General features: G+C 65.5%; 18 protein-coding genes and 1 riboswitch. Of the genes, 11 read left to right on the forward strand and 7 right to left on the reverse strand.

The features are described 5' to 3' along the window. Positions 1-25: 25 nt before the first annotated feature. From HY57_RS00800 to HY57_RS21780, 3 genes are all read left to right on the forward strand, one after another. Positions 26-664: a flavin reductase family protein gene (locus HY57_RS00800; protein WP_019463707.1), complete on the forward strand. Its 639-nt coding sequence runs from the start codon at positions 26-28 to the stop codon at positions 662-664. Between the two features lie 87 nt (positions 665-751). Then, entirely contained in the window at positions 752-1,732 is a 981-nt protein-coding gene (locus HY57_RS00805; protein ID WP_235186598.1) for an NAD-dependent epimerase/dehydratase family protein, read from the forward strand. 675 nt (positions 1,733-2,407) lie between these two features. Continuing rightward, positions 2,408-2,554 (forward strand): hypothetical protein, encoded by a 147-nt coding sequence (locus HY57_RS21780; protein ID WP_158407917.1) that lies wholly within the window; start codon positions 2,408-2,410, stop codon positions 2,552-2,554. A gap of 470 nt (positions 2,555-3,024) precedes the next feature. On the opposite strand, the gene HY57_RS00810 is transcribed toward HY57_RS21780, so the two are convergent. Continuing rightward, on the reverse strand, positions 3,025-3,321 hold the full coding sequence (locus HY57_RS00810) for a hypothetical protein (protein WP_026033645.1): 297 nt from the start codon (positions 3,319-3,321) through the stop codon (positions 3,025-3,027). Between the two features lie 150 nt (positions 3,322-3,471). Here HY57_RS00810 and HY57_RS00815 point away from each other — a divergent pair, with 150 nt between their 5' ends. The 5 genes from HY57_RS00815 (at position 3,472) to HY57_RS00835 (ending at position 8,208) form a co-directional block, all read left to right on the forward strand. Next, positions 3,472-4,107, forward strand: a complete 636-nt coding sequence (locus tag HY57_RS00815) for a YceI family protein (protein WP_019463574.1) — start codon at positions 3,472-3,474, stop codon at positions 4,105-4,107. Between the two features lie 16 nt (positions 4,108-4,123). Then, complete coding sequence (locus HY57_RS00820) at positions 4,124-4,798, forward strand: glutathione S-transferase family protein (protein WP_019463575.1); 675 nt, start codon at positions 4,124-4,126, stop codon at positions 4,796-4,798. A gap of 38 nt (positions 4,799-4,836) precedes the next feature. Further along, positions 4,837-5,367: an SRPBCC family protein gene (locus tag HY57_RS00825; RefSeq protein ID WP_019463576.1), complete on the forward strand. Its 531-nt coding sequence runs from the start codon at positions 4,837-4,839 to the stop codon at positions 5,365-5,367. Between the two features lie 272 nt (positions 5,368-5,639). Continuing rightward, on the forward strand, positions 5,640-5,999 hold the full coding sequence (locus tag HY57_RS00830; RefSeq protein WP_050997853.1) for a hypothetical protein: 360 nt from the start codon (positions 5,640-5,642) through the stop codon (positions 5,997-5,999). Positions 6,000-6,135: 136 nt separating this feature from the next. Beyond that, positions 6,136-8,208: a M13 family metallopeptidase gene (locus HY57_RS00835; protein WP_019463578.1), complete on the forward strand. Its 2,073-nt coding sequence runs from the start codon at positions 6,136-6,138 to the stop codon at positions 8,206-8,208. 677 nt (positions 8,209-8,885) lie between these two features. Here the strand turns inward: HY57_RS00835 and HY57_RS00840 are convergent. After that, positions 8,886-10,139 (reverse strand): cation:proton antiporter, encoded by a 1,254-nt coding sequence (locus HY57_RS00840; protein WP_019463856.1) that lies wholly within the window; start codon positions 10,137-10,139, stop codon positions 8,886-8,888. Positions 10,140-10,396: 257 nt separating this feature from the next. After that, positions 10,397-10,610, forward strand: a riboswitch (cobalamin riboswitch). Positions 10,611-10,766: 156 nt separating this feature from the next. On the opposite strand from HY57_RS00840, the gene HY57_RS00845 reads away from it, so the two are divergent. Next, on the forward strand, positions 10,767-13,256 hold the full coding sequence (locus HY57_RS00845; RefSeq protein WP_019463855.1) for a ribonucleoside-diphosphate reductase subunit alpha: 2,490 nt from the start codon (positions 10,767-10,769) through the stop codon (positions 13,254-13,256). Positions 13,257-13,417: 161 nt separating this feature from the next. Here the strand turns inward: HY57_RS00845 and HY57_RS00850 are convergent, their stop codons facing one another. Next, positions 13,418-13,714, reverse strand: a complete 297-nt coding sequence (locus HY57_RS00850; protein ID WP_026033686.1) for a GIY-YIG nuclease family protein — start codon at positions 13,712-13,714, stop codon at positions 13,418-13,420. A 207-nt stretch (positions 13,715-13,921) separates the two neighbouring features. Here HY57_RS00850 and HY57_RS00855 point away from each other — a divergent pair, with 207 nt between their 5' ends. Next, complete coding sequence (locus tag HY57_RS00855; protein ID WP_026033685.1) at positions 13,922-14,932, forward strand: ribonucleotide-diphosphate reductase subunit beta; 1,011 nt, start codon at positions 13,922-13,924, stop codon at positions 14,930-14,932. Positions 14,933-15,068: 136 nt separating this feature from the next. On the opposite strand, the gene HY57_RS00860 is transcribed toward HY57_RS00855, so the two are convergent. The 4 genes from HY57_RS00860 to HY57_RS00875 form a co-directional block, all read right to left on the reverse strand. Further along, positions 15,069-16,280 (reverse strand): ABC transporter permease, encoded by a 1,212-nt coding sequence (locus HY57_RS00860; protein ID WP_019463852.1) that lies wholly within the window; start codon positions 16,278-16,280, stop codon positions 15,069-15,071. 8 nt (positions 16,281-16,288) lie between these two features. Beyond that, positions 16,289-17,590 carry an ABC transporter permease gene (locus HY57_RS00865; RefSeq protein ID WP_019463851.1) on the reverse strand — a complete coding sequence of 434 codons (1,302 nt, stop codon included), beginning with the start codon at positions 17,588-17,590 and terminating at the stop codon, positions 16,289-16,291. 138 nt (positions 17,591-17,728) lie between these two features. Then, positions 17,729-19,702 carry a M56 family metallopeptidase gene (locus HY57_RS22195; RefSeq protein ID WP_019463850.1) on the reverse strand — a complete coding sequence of 658 codons (1,974 nt, stop codon included), beginning with the start codon at positions 19,700-19,702 and terminating at the stop codon, positions 17,729-17,731. 1 nt (position 19,703) lies between these two features. Continuing rightward, entirely contained in the window at positions 19,704-20,090 is a 387-nt protein-coding gene (locus HY57_RS00875) for a BlaI/MecI/CopY family transcriptional regulator (protein WP_019463849.1), read from the reverse strand. 360 nt (positions 20,091-20,450) lie between these two features. Here HY57_RS00875 and HY57_RS00880 point away from each other — a divergent pair, with 360 nt between their 5' ends. Further along, positions 20,451-20,648, forward strand: a complete 198-nt coding sequence (locus HY57_RS00880) for a hypothetical protein (protein ID WP_019463848.1) — start codon at positions 20,451-20,453, stop codon at positions 20,646-20,648. The last annotated feature ends 2 nt before the right edge of the window (positions 20,649-20,650 follow it).

Consider the following 20,650-nt stretch of genomic DNA (forward strand, 5'->3'; position numbering starts at 1 on the left):
TCGCAAAGACCGGGACACTGGGGCCATGGACATGCATCGTTTTCCCGACACGCGGGTCATCCACCCGTCCATCCTCTACTTCGGCACGCCAGTGGTACTGATCACCACGCGCAACCGGGACGGCTCCACCAACATCACGCCGATGTCGTCCGCCTGGGCGTTGGCTGACCGCATCGTCATCGGCCTGTCCGGCGGTGGCCAGGGCCTGGCGAACCTGCGGCGCGAGCGTGAATGCGTGCTCAACCTTGCCGGCGAAGACATGCACCGCGGCGTGGAACGCATTGCCCCGACCACCGGCAAAGCGACCGTGCCGCCGTGGAAACAGGCCATCGGCTATCGACACGAAGCGGACAAGTTCGCGCTGGGCGGCTGGCACGAACTTCCTTCACTCACGGTGAGGCCACCGCGCATCATGGAATGCCCGCTGCAACTGGAAGCCCAGGTGCTGCTCGAGGTCGAACGTCCGCTGGAAGCATGGCGCGACAGCGCGGGCGGCTACGCCATCATCGAACTGGAAGTGCTGCACGTGCATGCGCACGAAAACGTTACCGTGCCCGGCACGCAACATGTCGACCCGCAACGTTACCGTCCGCTGTTCTATCTGTTCCGCCATTACGTGGGCCCCGGCAAGCCCCTGGGTCGGACGTTTAAAGCGGAAGTTTGAGCGACACCGGGTGATGTTGCTGCATGGAAAGCCGGTGCTAGGATCGGCCCCACCACAGGTCCGGTACGAACACGGTCGAGTATGCGCATGCTGGTCACGGGCAGTTCGGGTCATCTGGGCGAGGCACTGGTGCGCACGTTGCAGGGCACCGGGCACGAGGTGATCGGTTTGGATGTGGTCGAAGGGCCGTACACCCACCGCGTCGGCTCCATCGCCGATCGAGCCTTCGTACGCCGCTGCATCGCCGGCGTGGCCACCGTGTTCCACCCCGCCACGCTGCACAAGCCGCACGTCGCCACGCACACCCGGCAGGATTTCCTGGACGTCAACCTCACCGGCACGCTGAACCTGCTGGAAGAAGCCGTGTCCACCGGCGTGGAGTCGTTCGTCTACACCAGCACCACCAGTGTGTTTGGCGACGCACTGACGCCGAAGTCCAGCGACCCGGCCGTGTGGGTCACCGAAGACATGGCCGCCGTGCCCAAGAACATCTACGGCGTCACCAAGGCCGCGGCCGAGGACCTGTGCCAGTTGTTCCAGCGCAACCAGGGCCTGTCCACCATGGTATTGCGCACCTCGCGCTTCTTCCCCGAGGAAGACGATGACCGCACCGCGCGTGCGCGTTACACCGACGACAACCTCAAGGCCAACGAGTACCTCTACCGGCGCGTGGACATCGAGGACGTGGTGAGCGCGCACCTGCTTGCCGCGCGTCGCGCGCCGATGCTGGGTTTTCGCCGCTACATCATCAGCGCCACCACGCCATTCGCGCAGGAAGACCTGGCCGGGCTGCGCGTGCACGCGCCACTGGTGGTGCGTCGACGCGTGCCGGGTTACGAGGCGGTCTATGCGCAGCACGGCTGGACGATGGCGCAGGGTATTGATCGCGTGTATGTGAACCAGCGTGCCCGCGAGGAGTTGGGTTGGGCGCCGCGCCATGATTTCGCCGCGCTGATGACGCGCTTGCAGGCGGGCGGGGATATCCGCAGCGCGCTCGCGCGGGAGGTTGGCTCCAAGGGGTATCACGCGGAGGTTTTCGGTGATGGGCCTTATCCGGTTGAGTCGTGATGGGTGAGGGGCCGAGGTGGGCTCACCGTGTGGGTGAAGGTGTCGTTCTGGCGAAACTCAGGAAGGGGCGGGTTTAGGCAAGCTCGGACGCGTTCCGCGGGGGGGCTGGCTTTGCGTCGGAGAAGGGCCGTAGCGGCGCCTCGACAAGCTCGCCGCGCCGCCTCACTTATGGCGTCGCCGCCGCGGAAGAAGAAGGCGATTCTGCAATCTGGCCACTCCGCTTCATAAACACCGTCATCCCGGCGTAGGCCGGGATCCAGTTTCGGCGAAATTTGGTCTTCGCCTCAGGGGATACGGCGATCTGGCCGCTTACGCAGCGGGCGTTTCGACCTTCTGCCGAAGGCCGAGTCACTTTTCTTTTGCTGGCCCAAAAGAAAAGTAACCCAAAGAAAATGGCCTCAAGAGCCAGAGCTGGCAGCATTCTGTGGGGATAAGCCCGAACGGTTGAGGCAAGTCGTCGCTTGGCAACCTTCGCCTCTGCACAGCAGGTACTACCAAGCGCTTCGCAACGCGCCATGGCGATGAGGACTTAAAGCAGCCCCTCGCTTCGCTTCAGCTCTGATGGGACCCACGCGGTCCCCCGTTTGTCTGTGGGAGCGCACCCTGTGCGCGACAACCTAACGGAGCGGTGACTACGAGACGCCCCAGTCGCGCACAGGGTGCGCTCCCACAGACATGCCGGCACAACTGAGTTCCATTGCGACATTCGACGCAATGTGCAGCGAAGCAGCACGAGCCGTCCGCTTTGGCTTTGGCTTTGGCTTTGGCTTTGGCTTTGGCTTTGGCTTTGGCTTTGGCTTTGGCTTTGGCTTTGGCTTTTGATCTCCCGGGTCCCCGTATGACGCGGCGGGCGGGTGGAGATCAGGCCCCGTAGGGGTGCCAGGGACGGATCCCTGGCACTTTTCGTCGGGGCAGGATGCCCCGTCGAAAAGCCCGGAACCCGCCCGCGGACCTTCCGGGCCAATGACCCGGAAGGCGCGTCATCCGGGGGGCCCTTTCTTTGGGTTACTTTCGACGCGAAGCTAGTCCCGTGGGATCTTTGGGCAAGCAAAGAAAAGTGACCCGGCCTCCGGCAGGAGGGCGGAAGCCCGCGGCAGGCGAGCCAGGTCGCGGGAGCGCCTGAGGCGACGACCGACCACTACAGAAACTGGATCCCGGCCTGCGCCGGGATGACGGCTAAAGAACGAGGCGGTGAGGCAAGGCTGCCATCCTCACCCTTACCCTCCCCTCACTTCCCAAAACCGCCACCAATCATGGCCGATCCTCACGCCCCCCAAAGGCGAGCAAGCCCCCTAACCAACAATAGCCAACACCGCCGCCACCCAGATCACCGCCACACCACAGGCAAACGCCCGCCGCGCAGGCTGGATACGCTCGGCGCCGTCCTCCGCCACCGGCGTGGTAACCATCCACGGTACCGACGCCAGCAAGGCGAACCCGATGAAGGCCAGCACGATCACCACCACGTCTACCGCTCGCCATGGCACGGGTTCGTGCACGCCCCAGTACCCCAGGAAGGCCATGCCCATCGCGCACAGGGTGGCCGACGCGGAACACAACCCGACAACTGAACCTGTTGGCGCGCGCATGGCGGCGACCTCTGGCTTGGGATGCCGCAGGGTAGCGCAGCTGCCCCGCCGGCCGTCGTGAAAGGCCGTGTCGAAATCGGCCGGCCCCGTTCGTCATGTGGGTAAGCTCGCCAAAAGCGACGCCCCATACCTCATCCCAGGGAGTCAACGATGTTCCTGTCCAGCCGCATGACCCGCACCCTCGCCAGCGCCTTGCTGTTCCCGCTTGCCGCCGCCACGGCACAGGCCGGCGCCGCCACCTATGTCGTCGACCCGGCGCACACCTACCCCAGTTTCGAGGCCGACCACTTTGGTGGCCTGTCCACTTGGCGCGGCAAGTTCGACCGAACCTCGGGCAAGGTGACGCTGGACAAGACAGCCGGCACCGGCAGCGTGGATATCACCGTGGATGCCACCAGCGTGGATTTCGGCCTGGACGCCATGAACGAGAAAGCGCGCAGCAACGAGTTGTTTGACGCCGCCAAATACCCCACGGCGACGTATCGCGGCACGCTTGCCGGCTTCGTCAACGGTGCGCCAACGAAGGTGGATGGCTCGCTGACGCTGCACGGCGTGACGCGCCCGCTTGAGCTGGCCATCAAGAGTTTCAAGTGCGTGCCGCATCCGCTCTACAAGCGCGAGCTGTGCGGGGCCGATGCCTATGCCAGCTTCAAGCGCGACGAGTTCGGCATCACCGCCGGCAAGGACTACGGCTTCAACATGGACGTGGTGCTGCGCATCCAGGTGGAAGCCCTGGTCGACGACGGCAGCGCCGGCAAGACCGCGCTGGCCACGCCCGCTCACTGATGCCCGGAGCCCAATCATGTCACTCACGCTCTACATGCACCCGCTGGCGGCCTACTGCCACAAGGCCCTGATTGCGCTGTACGAAAACGACACGCCATTCCACGCGCACCTGGTGGACCTGGCGGACAATGCGCAGCGCGCGGCGTTCTATGCGCTGTGGCCCATCGGCAAGTTCCCCGTACTCAGCGACCACGCCCGCGGCCGTCTGGTACCCGAGTCGAGCATCATCATCGAGTACCTCGCCCGGCACTACCCGGGCCCGATCGCCCTGGTTCCCGACGATGCCGACGACGCCCGCGAGGTACGCTTCCGCGATCGCTTCTATGACCTGTACGTCATGGAACCCACGCAAAAGGTGATCACCGACCGCCTGCGCCCGCAGGGCGATCACGACCGCTATGGCGTCACGCTGGCCCGGGAAAAGCTGCGCGCTGCACTCGACCTGATCGAACACGAGTTCAAACGTGACGACGGCAAGCGCCCCTGGGCGGCCGGCGAGCACTACAGCATGGCCGACTGCGCCGCGTCGCCCGCGCTGTTCTATGCCAACTTCGTGATCCCGCTGGAAGACAACCACCCGCTCACTGCCGCCTACCTGCTTCGCCTGATGCAGCGTCCGTCCTACGCCCGCGTGCTGCGCGAGGCGGAGCCCTACCTGCACATGGTTCCCACCGAGCCCGTCGAAGCCTGACGCCCGAAACGACCGTCATCGCCACAAGGAGACCTACGATGCTCATCGCACTCATCATCGTCCTGCTCGTCATCGCCGCCGTGCTGGCCGTGGCCGCCTCGCGCCCCGACCAGTTCCGCATCGAGCGCGCCGCCACCATCAAGGCTGCGCCCGAACGCATCTTTCCCTACATCAACGACCTGCACCGCTGGCAGTCGTGGTCGCCCTACGAGAAGAAGGATCCGGCCATGCAGCGCAGCTTCGAGGGCCCGTCGAGCGGGCAAGGCGCGGCCTATGGCTGGAGCGGCAACAAGAACATCGGCAGTGGCCGCATGGAGATCAGCCAATCCACACCGTCCTCGCTCGTGCGCATCCAGCTGGAGTTCTTCACGCCGTTCAAGGCTAGCAACACGGCGGAGTTCGTGCTCGAGCCGCAGGGCGATGCCACGCGCATCACCTGGTCCATGCAGGGCCACTCCAACTTCATGAGCAAGCTGATGGGCCTGGTGTTCAACGTCGACAAGATGGTCGGCAAGGATTTCGAAGACGGCCTGGTCAACCTGCGCACGCTGGCAGAGAAAGCAGCCTGATCGCGCCGCGCCATGGCATGCGGGCGGGCACATGTTTTCCAAATAAATAACGGCAGACTTACGCGAGCCCTAAGCAAGCCGGCTTGCGGCTGAATGGAATCGGGAAGGCGCATGACGCACGTCAACCGCCTTCCTGTCCCCTCGTTTTCCGGCCTGAGTCATCCATCCACGGGATGGCCTACAGGGGTCTCACACACCGCCATGCAGTGGGCGCAAGCCCAGGGGTTGCGACACCTGTCCAAAACCTATCGGAACAACGAGGACCCAAGCCCATGAAGAACCTTATGACGTCGCGTTTCAGCCTGATCGCCTTCGGCATGGTCGCCGCCCTCGCCAGCGCCGGTGCCATGGCGCAGGCCACCAACCCGCAGGACATCCCGGGCCATCCGCGCGTAAGCGAAGTGAACCAGCGCCTGGAGAACCAGCAGGACCGCATCCAGGCCGGCGTTGCCGACGGCCAGCTCAACGCCAAGCAGGCCGCGCGTGACGAAAAGCAGGACGCCAACATCGCCGCCCGCGAAAGCCGCGACGAAGCCCAGCACGGTGGCCACCTGACCAAGCAGGAACAGAAGAACCTCAACAAGTCGCTCAACAAGGACAGCAAGCGCATCCACAAGCAGCGCACCAATTGATCGCGCACGCGACCTGACCCTCGAACGACCCGGCTCGCCCGGGCCGTTCGCCTATCCGCCGGCACAACTTCCAGCACTGGTCCCCCGCCCCCGCCGTGCCAGTATCCCGAAACCATCATTCGGGCGGGAGCATCGTATGGTCAGCAAGATCCTGGCGGCGGCGTGCGTGTGTGCACTCACCTTCGGCGCGGCTCACGCGGCCGATCCAGCCGCAGGCAAGCCACAGTACGGCGCCTGGGGTTTCGACCAGGCCGGCGCTGATACATCGGTGAAGCCCGGCAACGACTTCTTCCGCTACGCCAACGGCACCTGGCTGGACCGCACGCCGATCCCCGCCGACAAGCCCGCGGTGAGCCTGCGGCTGGCGATGACCGACCTCACCGAGCAGCGCCTGCACGACCTCATGGAAACGGCAGCCAAGAGCAAGGCCGGCGATGCGACCATCGAAGGCAAGGTCGGTGCGTTCTACCAGTCCTTCATGGATCAATCGCACATCGACGCCCTGGGTGCGAAACCCATCGCACCGCAGCTCGACGCGGTGAAGCAAGCCACCACGCGCGATGCGCAGGCAGCGCTGATGGGACGCACCAACACTGATTTCGAGGGCTCGTTGTTCAATCTCGGCATTGACGTCGACCTGAAAGACATCAGCCACTACTCGGTCTACCTCTCGCAGGCAGGCCTTGGCATGCCGGACCGCGACTACTACCTCAAGCCGGCATTCGCGAAGCAGAAGGCCGCGTATCAGGCCTATGTCGCACGACTGCTCACCCTCGCCGGCTGGCCGCAGCCGGACGCTGCGGCGAAGGACGTGGTGGCGTTCGAGACAGCCATAGCCGAAGCGAGTATCAGCAAGGTCGAACAGCGCGATCCCGTCGCCATGTACAACCCAATGAGCGTGGACGAGCTGAAAAAGCTCGCGCCCGGCTTTGCGTGGAATGATTTCCTCCAGTCCGCCCAGCTCGGCCAGCTGACCCACGTAGTGGTGATGGAAAAGACGGCATTCCCGAAACTCACCGCGTTGTATGCCCGCACGCCGGTGGCCACCGTCCAGGCGTGGCAGGCCGCTCGCATCGCGGACAACGCCGCCTACTATCTTTCGGAGCCGTTCCAGCAGGCGTACTTCGAGATGCACAACAAGACGCTGGCAGGCCAAGAGCAGATCGAAGCCCGCTGGAAGCGCGGCGTGCACGCTGTGTCGGGCGGCGACTGCAGCGTCGGCGAGCGCCTGGCCTGCTTCGGCAACCTCGGCTGGGGCGTAGGCGAACTCTATGCCGGCAAGTATTTCCCGGCCTCGTCCAAGACCAAGATCGAGGCACTCGTCGCCAACCTGAAAGCGGCCTATCGCGTGCGCATCGAGAAGCTCGACTGGATGGGCGCGGAGACGCGCAAGGAAGCGCTGAAGAAGCTCGACACCTACACCATCAAGGTGGGCTACCCCGATCACCCGCGCGACTACTCGAACGTCACCGTGCGCGGGGATGATCTTGCCGGCAACGTGCTGCGCGCCGCGCAGGCCGACTGGTCGTTCTACGTGAACCGCCTCGACAAGCCGGTGGACCGCGACGACTGGAGCATGACGCCGCAGACCAACGACGCCTACAACGGCTCGCTGCGCGACATCGTGTTCCCCGCCGCCATCCTGCAGCCGCCGATCTTCGACCCCAACGCCGACCCCGCCATCAACTACGGTGCCATCGGCGGCGTGATCGGCCACGAGCTCACCCACGGCTTCGACGACGAAGGCCGCAAGATCGACGCCTCCGGCGCACTGCGCGACTGGTGGACACCGGCCGACGCCAAGGCGTTCGAGGAACGCGCGAAGAAACTCGGCGCCCAGTACGACGCGTTCGACCCGCTGCCCGGCGTGCACATCAACGGCAACCTGACCATGGGCGAGAACATCGCCGACCTCGGCGGCCTCACACTCGCACTCGACGCCTACCATGCCTCACTGCACGGCAAGCCCGCGCCGGTGATCGACGGCCTCACCGGCGACCAGCGGGTGTTCCTAGGCTGGGCCCAGGCATGGCGCGGCAAACTCACCGACGACGCCATCCGCCGCCAGGTCACCAGCGACCCCCACTCGCCACGCGCCTTCCGCGTGAACGGACCGGTGCGCAATATCGATGCGTGGTATCAGGCGTTCGGGGTGCAGGCGGGGGAGAAGCTGTATCTCGATCCGAAGGAGCGCGTGCGGATCTGGTGACGATGCCGTTCAGTGGTCAACTTTAGCCTGGGGATAAAAGCCAAAGCTAAAAGCCAAAGCAAGAACAGCCAGAGCGAGAGCCGGAGCTGTCAGCAGAACATGACAAAGAGGCAGGTCCCTTGTGGGAGCGCACTCTGTGCGCGACTGCGGCGTCGCGGTGTCACCGCTCCGTAGGCTTGTCGCGCACAGGGTGCGCTCCCACAGAAAAGCGGGCGGCCGTGTGGCTCCCATCAGAGCTGAAGCGAAGCGAGGCCCCGCTTTAAGTCCTCATCGCCATGGCGCGTTGCGAAGCGCTTGGAAGTACCCTCTGTTTAGAGGCGAAGGTTGCCAAGCAACGATCTGCCTCACGCGTTCGGGCTTATCCCATCGGAATGCTGCCAGCTCTCAAGGCCATTTTCTTTGGGTTACTTTCGACGCGAAGCTAGTCCCCGTGGGATCTTTTGGGCCAGCAAAAGAAAAGTGACTCGGCCTTCGGCAGAAGGTCGAAACGCCCGCTGCGTAAGCGGCCCGATCGCGGTCACGCACGAGGCGACAACCAACCGCAAAGCCACTGGATGACCAGCCATGCGGCTGTTGAAAGGCGCCTCCGGCCTGCGACGCGAAGCTAGTCCCTGTGGGGCGCCGAAATGACGGCTAAAGGTTGAAGCGGCGGGGCAAACACCCACCGCCATCCGACCTCAACGCGATGACGACACCCGCATCGCGACATCGCGCGCGGCACCGTAAAACGCCACCACCATCGGCGTCGTCATCATCGTGGTGACAATCGCCATCACCAGCAGAATGGTGAACATCGCGCTGTTGATCACGCCGGCATCCAGCCCGACCTTGATGACGATGAGTTCCATCATGCCGCGCGCGTTCATCAGCGAGCCGATGGTGAAGCTGTCGCGCCACCCCTGCCCCGCGATGCGCGCGCCAGCCGTGCCACCGAGCAGTTTGCCCACCACGGATACCGCCAGCACCAGCAACAAGGCCATGCCCGCGCCACCGGTGAGCATCTGCGAGCTGGTGCTCAGGCCGGCCAGCACGAAGAACACCGGCAGCAAGGTCGCCACGGTCACATGCTCCACGCGCTCGATCAGCTTGTGCAGCAGGCGGTCGTCGCGCGGCAGGCAGGCACCGAACAGGAAAGCGCCGAACACCGCATGCAGGTTGAGCCACTCGGTGATCGCTGCGCAGCCGAAGGCGCCGGCCAGCAGAAAGGCCAGCACCGCCGCGTTCGCGTTGCCCTCGGGGGCATGACGCGCCAGCAGCCGCGCGCATAGCGGGCGCAGCACGAACCAGGTCAGCGCGAGCAGCAGCACCAGGCCGATCATGGTGCGCCAGAACGGCACCCAGTCGCCATGCGCACTGATCAGCGCCACCACGAAGGCGAGCATGATCCATGCGAGCACATCGGCCACGGCCGCCGCCGCCACGCCCAGGCGTCCGGGCAGGCTGTCGGTCATGCCGCGCTCCTTCACGATGCGCGCCATGACCGGCAACGCCGTGATGGCGCAGGCCGTGGCAAAAAACAGCGCGAAGGCCAGCCGGCTGATGCCCGGCGGCGCGTACTCGCCGTACAACAAAGGGGCGACACCCAGCGCAAGCGCCACCGGCAGCACCACCGCCAGGGCGCCGATCCATGCCGCTGGCCGCATCAGGCCACCCTGCGCGCTAGCCGGCACGCGCAGCTCCGCGCCCACCACCACCATGAACAGCACCAGGCCCAGCGTGCTCAGGCTTTGCAGGCCGCCGAGGCTTTGCAGGGGAAACAACTGTTGCTGCCATGCCGGAGCGATGGCGCCGAAGACGATCGGCCCCAGGGCCAGCCCAGCGAGCATCTCGCCCACCACGGCCGGCTGCCCGAAGCGCCGCGCGATGGACGCGATCACCCGCGCCACCACGATGATCACCAGCAATTGGACAAGCAGCAGCGGGTGGCCCATGCACGGGTCTCGATGGGCCGGGGTGGCCCGAAGGCAGGCCGCGAGATTGCCCCGTTGGAGGGAGGCTTCGCAACCTGCCACGGCGGCGCGCCGCCTCCGCCAGCCATGCGCCAACCCGTCCCCGCCGGGCCGATCCGGCGCGGGCCGGCCCCGCGAAAATTTTCTGGCCTTGGCTAACTCCGCCCCCGTCCTGGGGTTTTCGGGGTTATCCACGCGAAATCCACAATCTATTGGGTTGACCCACCCCCGCCAGCCCGATATGTTGTGCCCCGTCGGTGCCACTCTCAGACTTAATGTCGGAATGGCTTAAAACGGGAATCCGGTGGAAATCCGGGACTGCCCCGCAGCGGTAAGCGGAAACGAAAGCCAACAACGCACTGGCCCTCAGCGGCTGGGAAGCGGGAGCGAGTAGGCCGGGTCGCAAGACCCTCGTCCGCAAGTCCGAAGACCTGCCGACAGCTGCGGCCAACGCGCCGTGGTGCGTGGTGACGGCTTCCGCGGGGAGGTGCGTCGATGCGCGGGGCGACGAGCCCTGCTGCTCGACCGTCCGCGAAAACCCCACCCCATTTCTTTCAGCCCTGCGCGCGGGAGCAGGCGGTTGATGACCAAGCTTGGAGCGAAGTCGCCATGCAGCCTATCGATACCACCGGTCGCGAACGTAACGACGAGCGCGCCGACAGCACCGTTTTCCCCGCCGACACCGCCGTGGCTGAAGCGCCGCGCGCGGATGCCCCGTTCGCCCTGACCCCGCCCCACAACCCGGGCCAGATGCGCGTGACCAAGCGCAGCGGCCGCCAGGAAGTGGTGGACGTGAACAAGATCGTGCGCGCCGTGACCCGCAGTGCGGAAGGCCTGCACGCGGTCGACCCCATGCGCGTGGCGCTCAAGACCATTGGCGGCCTGTACGACGGCGCCACCACGCAGGAGCTGGACCAGCTCTCCATCCGTACCGCCGCCGCGCTTACCGCGGAAGAGCCCGAGTACGGCCAGCTGGCTGCCCGCCTGCTGGGCGCGTTCGTCGACAAGGAAGTGAGCGGCCAGGAAATCCAGAGCTTCTCGCAGTCCATCGCGCGCGGCGCGGAGCTGGGCATTCTCAACGAGCGCCTGCGCGACTTCGTCGCCACCAACTCGCGCAAGCTCAACGACGCCATCGACCCGCTCGCCACGCGCCGTTTCGAATACTTCGGCCTGCGCACGGTGTACGACCGCTACCTGCTGCGCCACCCGCAGCTGCGCAAGGTGATCGAAACGCCGCAGCACTTCTTCATGCGCATTGCCTGCGCGCTGGGCGGCAACGAGATCGGCGAAACGCTGGAGCTGTATCGCCTGCTCTCCTCGCTGGAATACATCGCCAGCTCGCCGACGCTGTTCAACGCGGGCACCGCGCACGAGCAGCTCAGCTCGTGCTTCCTGCTCGACTCGCCGTCCGACTCGCTGGAGTCGATCTACGAGAAGTACGGCGACGTGGCCAAGCTCAGCAAGTTCGCCGGCGGCATTGGCCTGGCATACTCGCGCGTGCGTTCGCGCGGCTCGCTCATCAAGGGCACCAACGGCCACTCCAACGGCCTGGTGCCGTGGCTGAAGACGCTGGACGCCTCCGTCGCCGCGGTGAACCAGGGCGGCAAGCGCAAGGGCGCGGCCTGTGTGTACCTGGAGCCGTGGCACGGCGACATCGAGGAGTTCCTCGAGCTGCGCGACAACACCGGCGACGAAGCGCGCCGCACGCATAACCTCAACCTGGCCAACTGGATCCCCGACGAATTCATGCGTCGCGTGGAAACCGATGGCGAGTGGTCGCTGTTCGATCCCAAGATCGTGCCGCACTTCGTCGACAGCTGGGGCGAGACCTTCGAGAAGGCCTACCGCGAAGCCGAAGCCGCCGGCCTGGCCACCAAGAAGGTGAAGGCGCGCGAGCTGTACGCCCGCATGCTGCGCACGCTGGCGCAGACCGGCAACGGCTGGATGACCTTCAAGGACCGCAGCAACGCCACCAGCAACCAGACGGCGAAGGCGGAAAACGTCATCCACCTGTCGAACCTGTGCACCGAGATCCTGGAAGTCACCAATGCCGACGAAACGGCGGTGTGCAACCTGGGTTCGGTGAACCTGTCGCGCCACGTGGTCGACGGCCGCTTCGATTTCGACAAGCTCGCCGCCACCGTGCGCACCGCCGTGCGCCAGCTGGACCGTGTCATCGATCTGAACTTCTACCCGATCGACACCGCCAAGGTCGCCAACAACAAGTGGCGTCCGGTGGGCCTGGGCGTAATGGGCCTGCAGGACGTGTTCTTCAAGCTGCGCCTGCCCTTCGATTCGGCTGAAGCGCTGGAACTGTCCACGCGCATTGCCGAAGAGATCTATTACAACGCGCTGTCGCAGTCGAACGAACTGGCGATGGAACAGGGCGCGCACCCGGGCTTCGCGGAAAGCCGCGCCGCCAACGGTGAGCTGCAGTTCGACTACTGGACCAACGCCAAGCCGAACGACCAGGCACGCTGGGACGCGCTCCGCGAGTCGATCAAGGCCAAGGGCCTGCGCAACTCGCTGCTGATCGCTATTGCACCGACCGCCACCATCGCCTCCATCGCCGGTTGCTACGAGTGCATCGAGCCGCAGGTGAGCAACCTGTTCAAGCGCGAGACGCTGTCGGGCGACTTCCTGGTGGTGAACCGCTACCTGGTGGAAGAGCTGAAGACGCTGGGCCTGTGGACCGCCGACGTCCGCGACGCGATCAAGCTGGCGGAAGGCTCCATCCAGGGCATCAACGCGATTCCGGAACGCCTGCGCACGATCTACCGCACGGTGTGGGAGCTGCCGCAGAAGGCGTTGATCGATCTCGGCGCTGCCCGCGGCGCGTACATCGACCAGAGCCAGTCGCTGAACCTGTTCATGGAAAACCCGAACATCGGCCAGCTCAGCTCCATGTACATGTACGCGTGGAAGTCCGGCATCAAGACCACGTACTACCTGCGTTCGCGTCCGGCCACCAAGATCGCCAAGACCACCGTCTCGGCGGCACCGGCGGCCAAGCCGGCGCCGGTGGCGGATCAGGAACAGGCGACGGCGGCGGTGTTCTGCTCGCTGGAGAATCCGGAGTATTGCGAGGCTTGTCAGTAACCCTCACCGTCATCCCCGCGTACCCCACAAAAGGGGGCAAGGGCGGGGATATGGCGAGGCCCGTCAGCAATCCTCACCGTCATCCCCGCGCAGGCGGGGATCCAGTGGCTTCATCGCAAGGTTGGAAAGGCACTGGATTCCCGCCTGCGCGGGAATGACGATCAAGGGATGAGGTCAGGGTAAAGGTCGCACCAGCAGGGGTTGGTCTTTTCAATCAACCCGAGTTTCCAGGCGCGATTCCATTTTTTGATGGCCTTTTCCCGTGAAATGGCCGACTCCATCAATTCATGCACTTCGTACCAGACCAGCATGTGGACCTGATACCGATGGCTGAAACCCTCCACCACGTCGTTGCGATGCTGCCAGATGCGCGCCGGCAGGTTGGAGGTGACGCCCGTGTACAAGGTTCCGTTGCGGCCACTGGCAAGGATGTAAACGCAAGGCTGACGAATACGCACGAGACGCGACCCCTTTGGTTCTCGCCCGAGCTTGCCGTCATCAACAACCCATTTCGACCGTCATCCCAGCGAAAGCTGGGATCCAGCGCCTTTCCCCGACACGTTTCGGTGGAATGAAGGAAGTCACTGGATTCCAGCTTTCGCTGGAATGACGAGCAAAGACACATGCGCCGGCCGCAGCTGGCGCGACACAGCACGAGGAACACCATGTCCACCCAGCACATTCTCGACCCCGGCTTCGAACTCACCCTGCGCCCCATGCGCTACCCCGAGTTCTACGAGATGTACCGCAACGCGATCAAGAACACCTGGACCGTGGACGAAGTGGATTTCTCGCTGGACGTCACCGACCTGCGCTCGAAGATGTCCGACGCCGACCGTCACCTGATCCATCGCCTCGTGGCCTTCTTTGCCACCGGCGACACCATCGTGGCAAACAATCTGGTGCTGAACCTGTACCAGCACATCAACGCGCCCGAAGCGCGCATGTACCTGTCGCGCCAGCTCTATGAAGAAGCGCTGCACGTGCAGTTCTACCTGACGCTGCTCGATACCTACATCCCCGATCCGGCCGAGCGCAACAAGGCCTTCGCAGCGATCCAGAACATCCCCTCGATCCGCCAGAAGGGCGAGTTCTGCTTCAAATGGATCGACTCCATCCAGAACCTTACGAGGCTGGAGACGCGCGAGCAGCGCCGCCAGTTCCTGCTGAACCTGATCTGCTTCGCCGCGTGCATCGAAGGCCTGTTCTTCTTCGCCGCCTTCGCCTATGTGTACTTCCTGCGCTCGCGTGGCCTGCTGCACGGCCTGGCCTCGGGCACCAACTGGGTATTCCGCGACGAGAGCTGCCACATGGCGTTCGCCTTCGACGTGGTACGCACCGTGCGCGCCGAAGAGCCCGACCTGTTCGACGATGCGATGCGCGCGCAGATCGAGGAAATGCTGGAAGACGCCATCGCCTGCGAAACGCAGTTCGCGGAGGACGTGCTGTCGGGTGGCGTGGCCGGCCTGTCGGTGAAGGATATGCGCCAGTACCTCGAATATTGCGCCGACCAGCGCCTGGCCCAGCTGGATCTTCCCAAGAAGTACGGCGCGAAGAACCCGTTCGACTTCATGGACCTGCAGGACGTGCAGGAAGTGACTAACTTCTTCGAGCGTCGCGTGTCGGCGTATCAGGTGGGCGTGCAGGGTGAAGTCGCGTTCGACATGGCGTTCTGATCCCCATCTCCATGTCGTAGTGTTGAGGCCAGCCTGCTTGCATGGGGCTGGCCTTTGCTTTTCTGGTGGTGGCCTTGCCGCCCTGCGGCGAGGCACCGGCTTTGCTCGCGCGCCGGGGGAGCGAGCGCCAGGGCAATCACCCCCGTGTCGCCACCACCGGCGGCACCATGCTCGCCCTCAGCGCCGGCCCCAACACCGCCAGCTGGCCCAAGCCCCACAACGCCACCGCGCCAGCCGGCAGGTAGAACCAGGGCAACCGCCGCAACGCGTAATGCTCCATCAGCAGCATGTTGAGCCCATACGCCAGCACGGCACCCAGCACCACACCTGCCCCGACGATCACAAAATTCTCCGTCTGGAAGTAACGGAGAATGTCGGCGCGCGTCGCCCCGACCGCGCGTCGGATGCCGATGGAGCGCCGCCGCTGCTGCACCCAGAAGCTGGCCAGGCCCGTGATGCCGGCCGCCGTCACCAGCAACAAGCCCGTCGCCGCCGCCAGCAGCAGCGAGATCATGGTGCGGTCACGCCGGAAGTAGTCGCTGCGCAACTGCTCGAACGTCTGCGGCCGACGCAGCACGCGATTGCCATCGAGTACGGCGAGCACCTTCTGCGCCTGCCTGAGCACGCGTTCGCGCTCCTGCGGCGCCGAGCGCATGACATAGGTGATGCCGGCGCCGTCGGGAAGCATGGGGAACAAGGTGGCGTATCCGCTCGCTTCCGATTCGTCCAACGTCGGGCGCAGCAGGTGGTCGACCACGCCGACGATGCGTATCGGCCCATCGCCCGGGTAGATCACCTTGCCCAGCGGGTCCTGCCCGGGAAACAACTTGGCAGCAAGCGCCTGCGTGATGATGGTGGAGGACACATGGTTGATGCCCGACCAGTCGTGGGCGGCGCCCAGGGGGATGTATTCCTCCGGCAGGAACAGGCGGCCCGATACCAGGTGCATGCCCAGGGTGCGCATTTCTTCCTGCGTGCCGCTGTACGCAGTTGCCGTGGTCAGCGACGGGCCGTTGGGCACCAGCGATATGCCATTGCTCCAGTTGTTGCCGCTGAGCGGCAGCGAGTCGACCGCCGTGACCGAGGTGACGCCGGGAATCGCACGCAAGGCCGCCAGATCCGCATCGTGCCTTGCCAGCGGGTTGGCGGATTCGTCCACGCTGATGCTCTCGATCAGCACCAGTTCGTTCTCCGCCACGCCGCTGGGCAACTGCATCTGCGTGAGGCGATGGCCGATGATGGAGGCAACGTTGCAGACGATGGCGCAGGTGAGCGCGACCTGCATCACCAGCAGGCCGGCGGTGAGCTTGTGGCGCAGCAGGCTGGCGATCAACGGTGAGTGCGACATGGCGAACCTCATTGCGTCTTCAGTTGCAGGGCGGGCGGGATGCGGCAGGCGCGCCATGCCGGCAGCAAGCCGGCGATGACGCTGGCCACCAAGGCCAGGGCGAACGTGCCGAACAGCATGCTGGCGTCCATCTGCGCGAGCTGGGCGTAACCGTCCGGCCGTTGCCGCACGCTCCACAGGCCGAGGAAGGCGATGCCCAGTCCCAGCGAGCCGCCGGCCAGGCCAATCACACAGGACTCCACGCCCAGTTGCAGGAAGATTTCCCAACGGCGCGCCCCCAGCGCGCGCCGCACGCTGATCTCGCCGCCGCGGCGCAGGAAGGTCGCGAGCAACAGGCCCACGACGTTGAGCATGCACACCGCGAGAAAGCCCAGCGAGAGCGACAGCTGCAGGCGAAGGTCATCGGGAATGGCGTGCTGCCGCGCCAGCCAGTCCATCAGGCCGAACAGCTGTGGACTGGCAGGGCGCGGCATGCGGCCGTGCGCCTGCTGTTGGTGCCAGTAGTGTCCAAGAAAGTCGCGGTAAGCCACGGCTTTCGCCGTGGTGTCCAGTTGCACCCAGAACTGCAGCCACACGCAGTGGTCGCTGGTGCGTGCGTCGCCGCCGCCATCCCAGCAGGAGAAGCGGCCGTTGAAATCGAGGCCCAGGTCCTGCGCGGTCTGCAGCGGCAGGAAGAACTGGTCGGCCTTGCCATACACGCGACCGTTGATCTGCGCGTAGAACTGCGGCTGCGGGTTCCACGCGTCAAGCACGCCCACGACGCGAAAGTCGGTGTTCTTCAGGCGCACCGTGTGGCCGACGCCGGAGGCATCGCCGAACAGCTTGCGGTTGAGTTCGCTGTTGAGCACGACCACGCGCGCGTGAGCATCGTCCTCGTCGCTGCGCCAACCGCCGCCGGCCGCGAACGGCGCATTGAACATGGCGAAGAAATCGGCGGTGACGTAGCGGCCCGCCTCGTAGAACGGCAGCTGGCCGCCTTGTGGCGGACGCACGGGCACCGCGCCGCCAGCCATGACGGCTTGCCGGTCCGCGCGATGCGCGCGCAACAGGTTCATCGCATCGGGCCAGGTGAAGTTGCCATCCGGCTCGCCCGGTTCGCTGCGGTCGCGGGCCAGCGGACGCGGGTCGATAACCGGCGCATAGAGCTGTCCGCTGCGTCCCGGCAGCGGATCACCGGAAAGCACATGGAAGATGGTGATCATGGTCATGCTCGCGCCGATGCCGAGCCCGATCACCAGGATCATCAGGATCGCCAGCGCTTTGCTGCGGCGCAGGCTGCTGATGGCGGTGGCTGCGTAGTAGCCGATCATGTCGTCTCCTGTCCCGCGTCGTGCCGGGCGTGCGAGGGCAAGCCGCACCCGGCGCCCCGGCTCAGGCCGGGACGGGTGGTCATCGGATAGGGGTGAATCGGTTGAGGTGGCGCGCCCAATCCGCGCCACCGGGTCGGTTCAGCGGTTTTCCACGGCCTTCGCTGCGCCCTTCGCCAGTGCCTCGTCCAACAGCTGGTTCATCTTGTCATTGGCTTTCGCGGAGGCCTGTTGGAGCTTCTCGCTCAAGGCCTGCTGCTCCTTGCTCAACGCCTGCTGTTGCCCCTCGAGGTCGCGCTGTTCGTGCTCCAGTCCGGCCTGCTCGCGCTCGATCTCGGCACGCTCTGCGGCGAATCCGGCGCGTTCCCCATCGCCACGGTCGGCCGACGGTTGCTGCGCGAGGCGAACCGCAAGTTCGGACTCGCGCTGTGCTATGCGGGACAAACGTTCGCCCAAGGCACCCATGCGCGCACCGATACCTGCTTCCTCGCCGCCGATCCGGCCTTGTTTGCCACCCAGCTGGCCCTGCTCCTTCGAAAGCTCGGTCACCGGCGCATAGGCGGCCTTGGCCCGCGCGACATACGCCTCGTCGCGGATCAGGTAGGTGTCCGAGCCGCGACGGAACAGCACCAGCGGCGCGCCGTTGCCTTGCATGCGCCGGGCCGTGGACAAGTCCACATCGCTACCGTTGACGATCACCGAGTCGTGGTCGAGCACGGCGAACCCGTAGGTGGCACCGCTGCGTGTATCGATATCCACGTGATGCGCGGCGAAACCCGTTGCTTCCACCGGCGGCGCGGGCGGCGGAGGTGGCACCTTCGGCATGCGCGGCGGCGAAGGCGGTGGCGGCGGCGCCATGCTGGGTCGCGCCAACGCATGGCTGGCCGGAGTGGCGGGCGTTGACGGCGTGGCAGGCTCCGTCGGTGTCGCTGGTGTTGCTGGTGTCGGTGTCAGAGCGGATGAAGGAGACGGTGAGGCTGCCACGCCGGACGATGTGGCCGGTGCGGGCGTGGCCTCCGCCTTCGCTTCCGTCACGCGATACGGCAGCACGCCGATGGCGGCAACCAGCGCGATGATCAGGCCGCTGCGCAGGCGCGACGTGGTGTCCTGACCGCTCAGCTGCAACAGCATCAGGCGCCTTTTCAGGTTGTGGAAGGTCGGCGAGGCGCCGGCAAGGCCAGCGTGCAGCGGATGCGCCACGCCAAGACGCAGCAGCAGGCGACCATAATCCTGTGGTGCCGCGTCATGCCGTTGCACCACCTGCGCATCGCACGCGGCCTCGCGGTTGAGGGCGTATTCGCGCATCGCCCACAACACCATGGGATGGAAGAAGAACAGGCGTTGCGCGATACCGGGCACCCAGCCCATCCACAGGTCGCCGCGGCGCAGGTGGGTAAGTTCGTGCGCCAGCGCCAGCGCGGACTCCTCCGCTGATAGCCCCTGCGCCGCCGGCAGCAATACCACGGGGCGCCACAAGCCACTGACCTGGGGCGAGCGGATGGCATCGGACACGCGCAGCGACGGGCAGCGGCGCAACCCCATGTCGCGCGCCTGCGCCGCGCACAGCGCCTGCAGGCGAGGGTCATCGAGCGAACGCGATGCGCGAACCACGGCACGCGCTTCGCGCCACTGCCGCATCGTCATGGCCAGCTGCACGAGCACGCCGGCCAGCCATAGTGCAAATGCAACGGGCAGCACACGCGACCAGGCAACGTGCGGGTTTTCACCGGCCGGCTTCGCTCTGGCTTCGGCAGACATGGCGAAGGCATCCAGCGACGACCGACCGGTTTGCCCCATGCCAGCGATGCGATGCTCGGCAGGTGCCGTGGTCGACATCGTGAGCCCGGTCGACGGGCCGTCCGCCACTGTCGTGGTGGCAGTGGCGATCGCGGTGCGCGCGGGTGAAAGCAACGGCAGCGCCACCGGCGTGGGCAGCAGCAGGCCAAGCAGCAACTGCACGCCCAGCAACCACCACAGCAGCGAGCGCGTCGCCGCGGAAAGGCGCGGCAGCTGGCGGTTGAGCAGCCACACTGCACCAATCAGCAAGGTGGCCTGCAGCGACGTCCAGGCGAGCCGCACCACCACATCTTGAGCGATAGAAGCGAAGGCGGCCATGTCAGCTCCCCTTGCGGCGCGACTGCAGTTGCTGCACGAGCGCCTCCAGTTCGGCGAGTTCGCGATCGCTCACGTCGCTGCGTTCGGACATCCATGCCACGAAGGGCGACACGGAGCCGCTGAGCGTCTTCTCCACGAACTGCCCCACGGCGCTGCGCATGACCTCGCCCGGGCCGGTGGCGGGGCTGTAGCGATACACGCCATCCACCTGCTTGCGCTTGAGATATGCCTTGCCGCGCAGGCGCTCCATCATGGTCAGCACGGTGGAGCGTGCAAGGCCGCGGGGCTCGCCGAAACCGGCGGCCACTTCACCGACCGATGCGTTGTTGTGTTCGGCCAGGTACTGCAGGAGCGCCAGCTCCTGGTCGCCGATGCTTGGCTTGCCCATGTCCACGATCCTCGTGACTACATCTGTAGTCAACCTACGCCGTGACTACAGATGTAGTCAATAGGCCGGTCGGACTGGATTTGCGTCAGCGCTGACTTGTTGCATCGCACAAAATTCGGAGTAGAGTGCGCGCCGTCCTCATCCAACGGCGCGCCTGGAGTGCGCTCATATGAAGGCCATCACGCAACACATTGCCGACCTGTCCCGCCTCGCACGGCGAGTGCTTCCGCCCACGGGTTAGCGACCTCCTCCCATCCTTAGGCATCCGTACCCGCGGCGCGCGCATGCGCCGTGGCGGACGAATGCGATGGGACGTCCATACGGCATCCGCCGAACGATTCACCACACACGGGGAAAACCATGAAGACGCTTGTCGACTGGCTGGCGCGACGGCTGTGGCCGTACGTGTTCTGCCTGGTGCTCTACGTCGGTGCCATAGGGCCGGCACTGATCTCAGCCGCCAGCACGGCGGCCGTGATCGCCGGCCTGGTGCTCCTGGTCTTGCTGCTGGCATGGGGCGGGTTGCTGCTGCGCCGCGGTTTCACTCACAAGGAATGATC

Origin of the sequence: Dyella japonica A8, from assembly GCF_000725385.1 — a bacterium.
GTDB classification, from domain to species: Bacteria; Pseudomonadota; Gammaproteobacteria; order Xanthomonadales; family Rhodanobacteraceae; genus Dyella; species Dyella japonica_C.

Coding starts and splice junctions, on each gene's coding strand:
- HY57_RS00800 (WP_019463707.1), top strand. CDS start 26: ATGGACATGCATCGTTTTCCCGACACGCGGGTCATCCACCCGTCCATC.
- HY57_RS00805 (WP_235186598.1), top strand. CDS start 752: ATGCTGGTCACGGGCAGTTCGGGTCATCTGGGCGAGGCACTGGTGCGC.
- HY57_RS21780 (WP_158407917.1), top strand. CDS start 2,408: ATGCCGGCACAACTGAGTTCCATTGCGACATTCGACGCAATGTGCAGC.
- HY57_RS00810 (WP_026033645.1), bottom strand. CDS start 3,321: ATGCGCGCGCCAACAGGTTCAGTTGTCGGGTTGTGTTCCGCGTCGGCC.
- HY57_RS00815 (WP_019463574.1), top strand. CDS start 3,472: ATGTTCCTGTCCAGCCGCATGACCCGCACCCTCGCCAGCGCCTTGCTG.
- HY57_RS00820 (WP_019463575.1), top strand. CDS start 4,124: ATGTCACTCACGCTCTACATGCACCCGCTGGCGGCCTACTGCCACAAG.
- HY57_RS00825 (WP_019463576.1), top strand. CDS start 4,837: ATGCTCATCGCACTCATCATCGTCCTGCTCGTCATCGCCGCCGTGCTG.
- HY57_RS00830 (WP_050997853.1), top strand. CDS start 5,640: ATGAAGAACCTTATGACGTCGCGTTTCAGCCTGATCGCCTTCGGCATG.
- HY57_RS00835 (WP_019463578.1), top strand. CDS start 6,136: ATGGTCAGCAAGATCCTGGCGGCGGCGTGCGTGTGTGCACTCACCTTC.
- HY57_RS00840 (WP_019463856.1), bottom strand. CDS start 10,139: ATGGGCCACCCGCTGCTGCTTGTCCAATTGCTGGTGATCATCGTGGTG.
- HY57_RS00845 (WP_019463855.1), top strand. CDS start 10,767: ATGCAGCCTATCGATACCACCGGTCGCGAACGTAACGACGAGCGCGCC.
- HY57_RS00855 (WP_026033685.1), top strand. CDS start 13,922: ATGTCCACCCAGCACATTCTCGACCCCGGCTTCGAACTCACCCTGCGC.
- HY57_RS00860 (WP_019463852.1), bottom strand. CDS start 16,280: ATGTCGCACTCACCGTTGATCGCCAGCCTGCTGCGCCACAAGCTCACC.
- HY57_RS00865 (WP_019463851.1), bottom strand. CDS start 17,590: ATGATCGGCTACTACGCAGCCACCGCCATCAGCAGCCTGCGCCGCAGC.
- HY57_RS22195 (WP_019463850.1), bottom strand. CDS start 19,702: ATGGCCGCCTTCGCTTCTATCGCTCAAGATGTGGTGGTGCGGCTCGCC.
- HY57_RS00875 (WP_019463849.1), bottom strand. CDS start 20,090: ATGGGCAAGCCAAGCATCGGCGACCAGGAGCTGGCGCTCCTGCAGTAC.
- HY57_RS00880 (WP_019463848.1), top strand. CDS start 20,451: ATGAAGACGCTTGTCGACTGGCTGGCGCGACGGCTGTGGCCGTACGTG.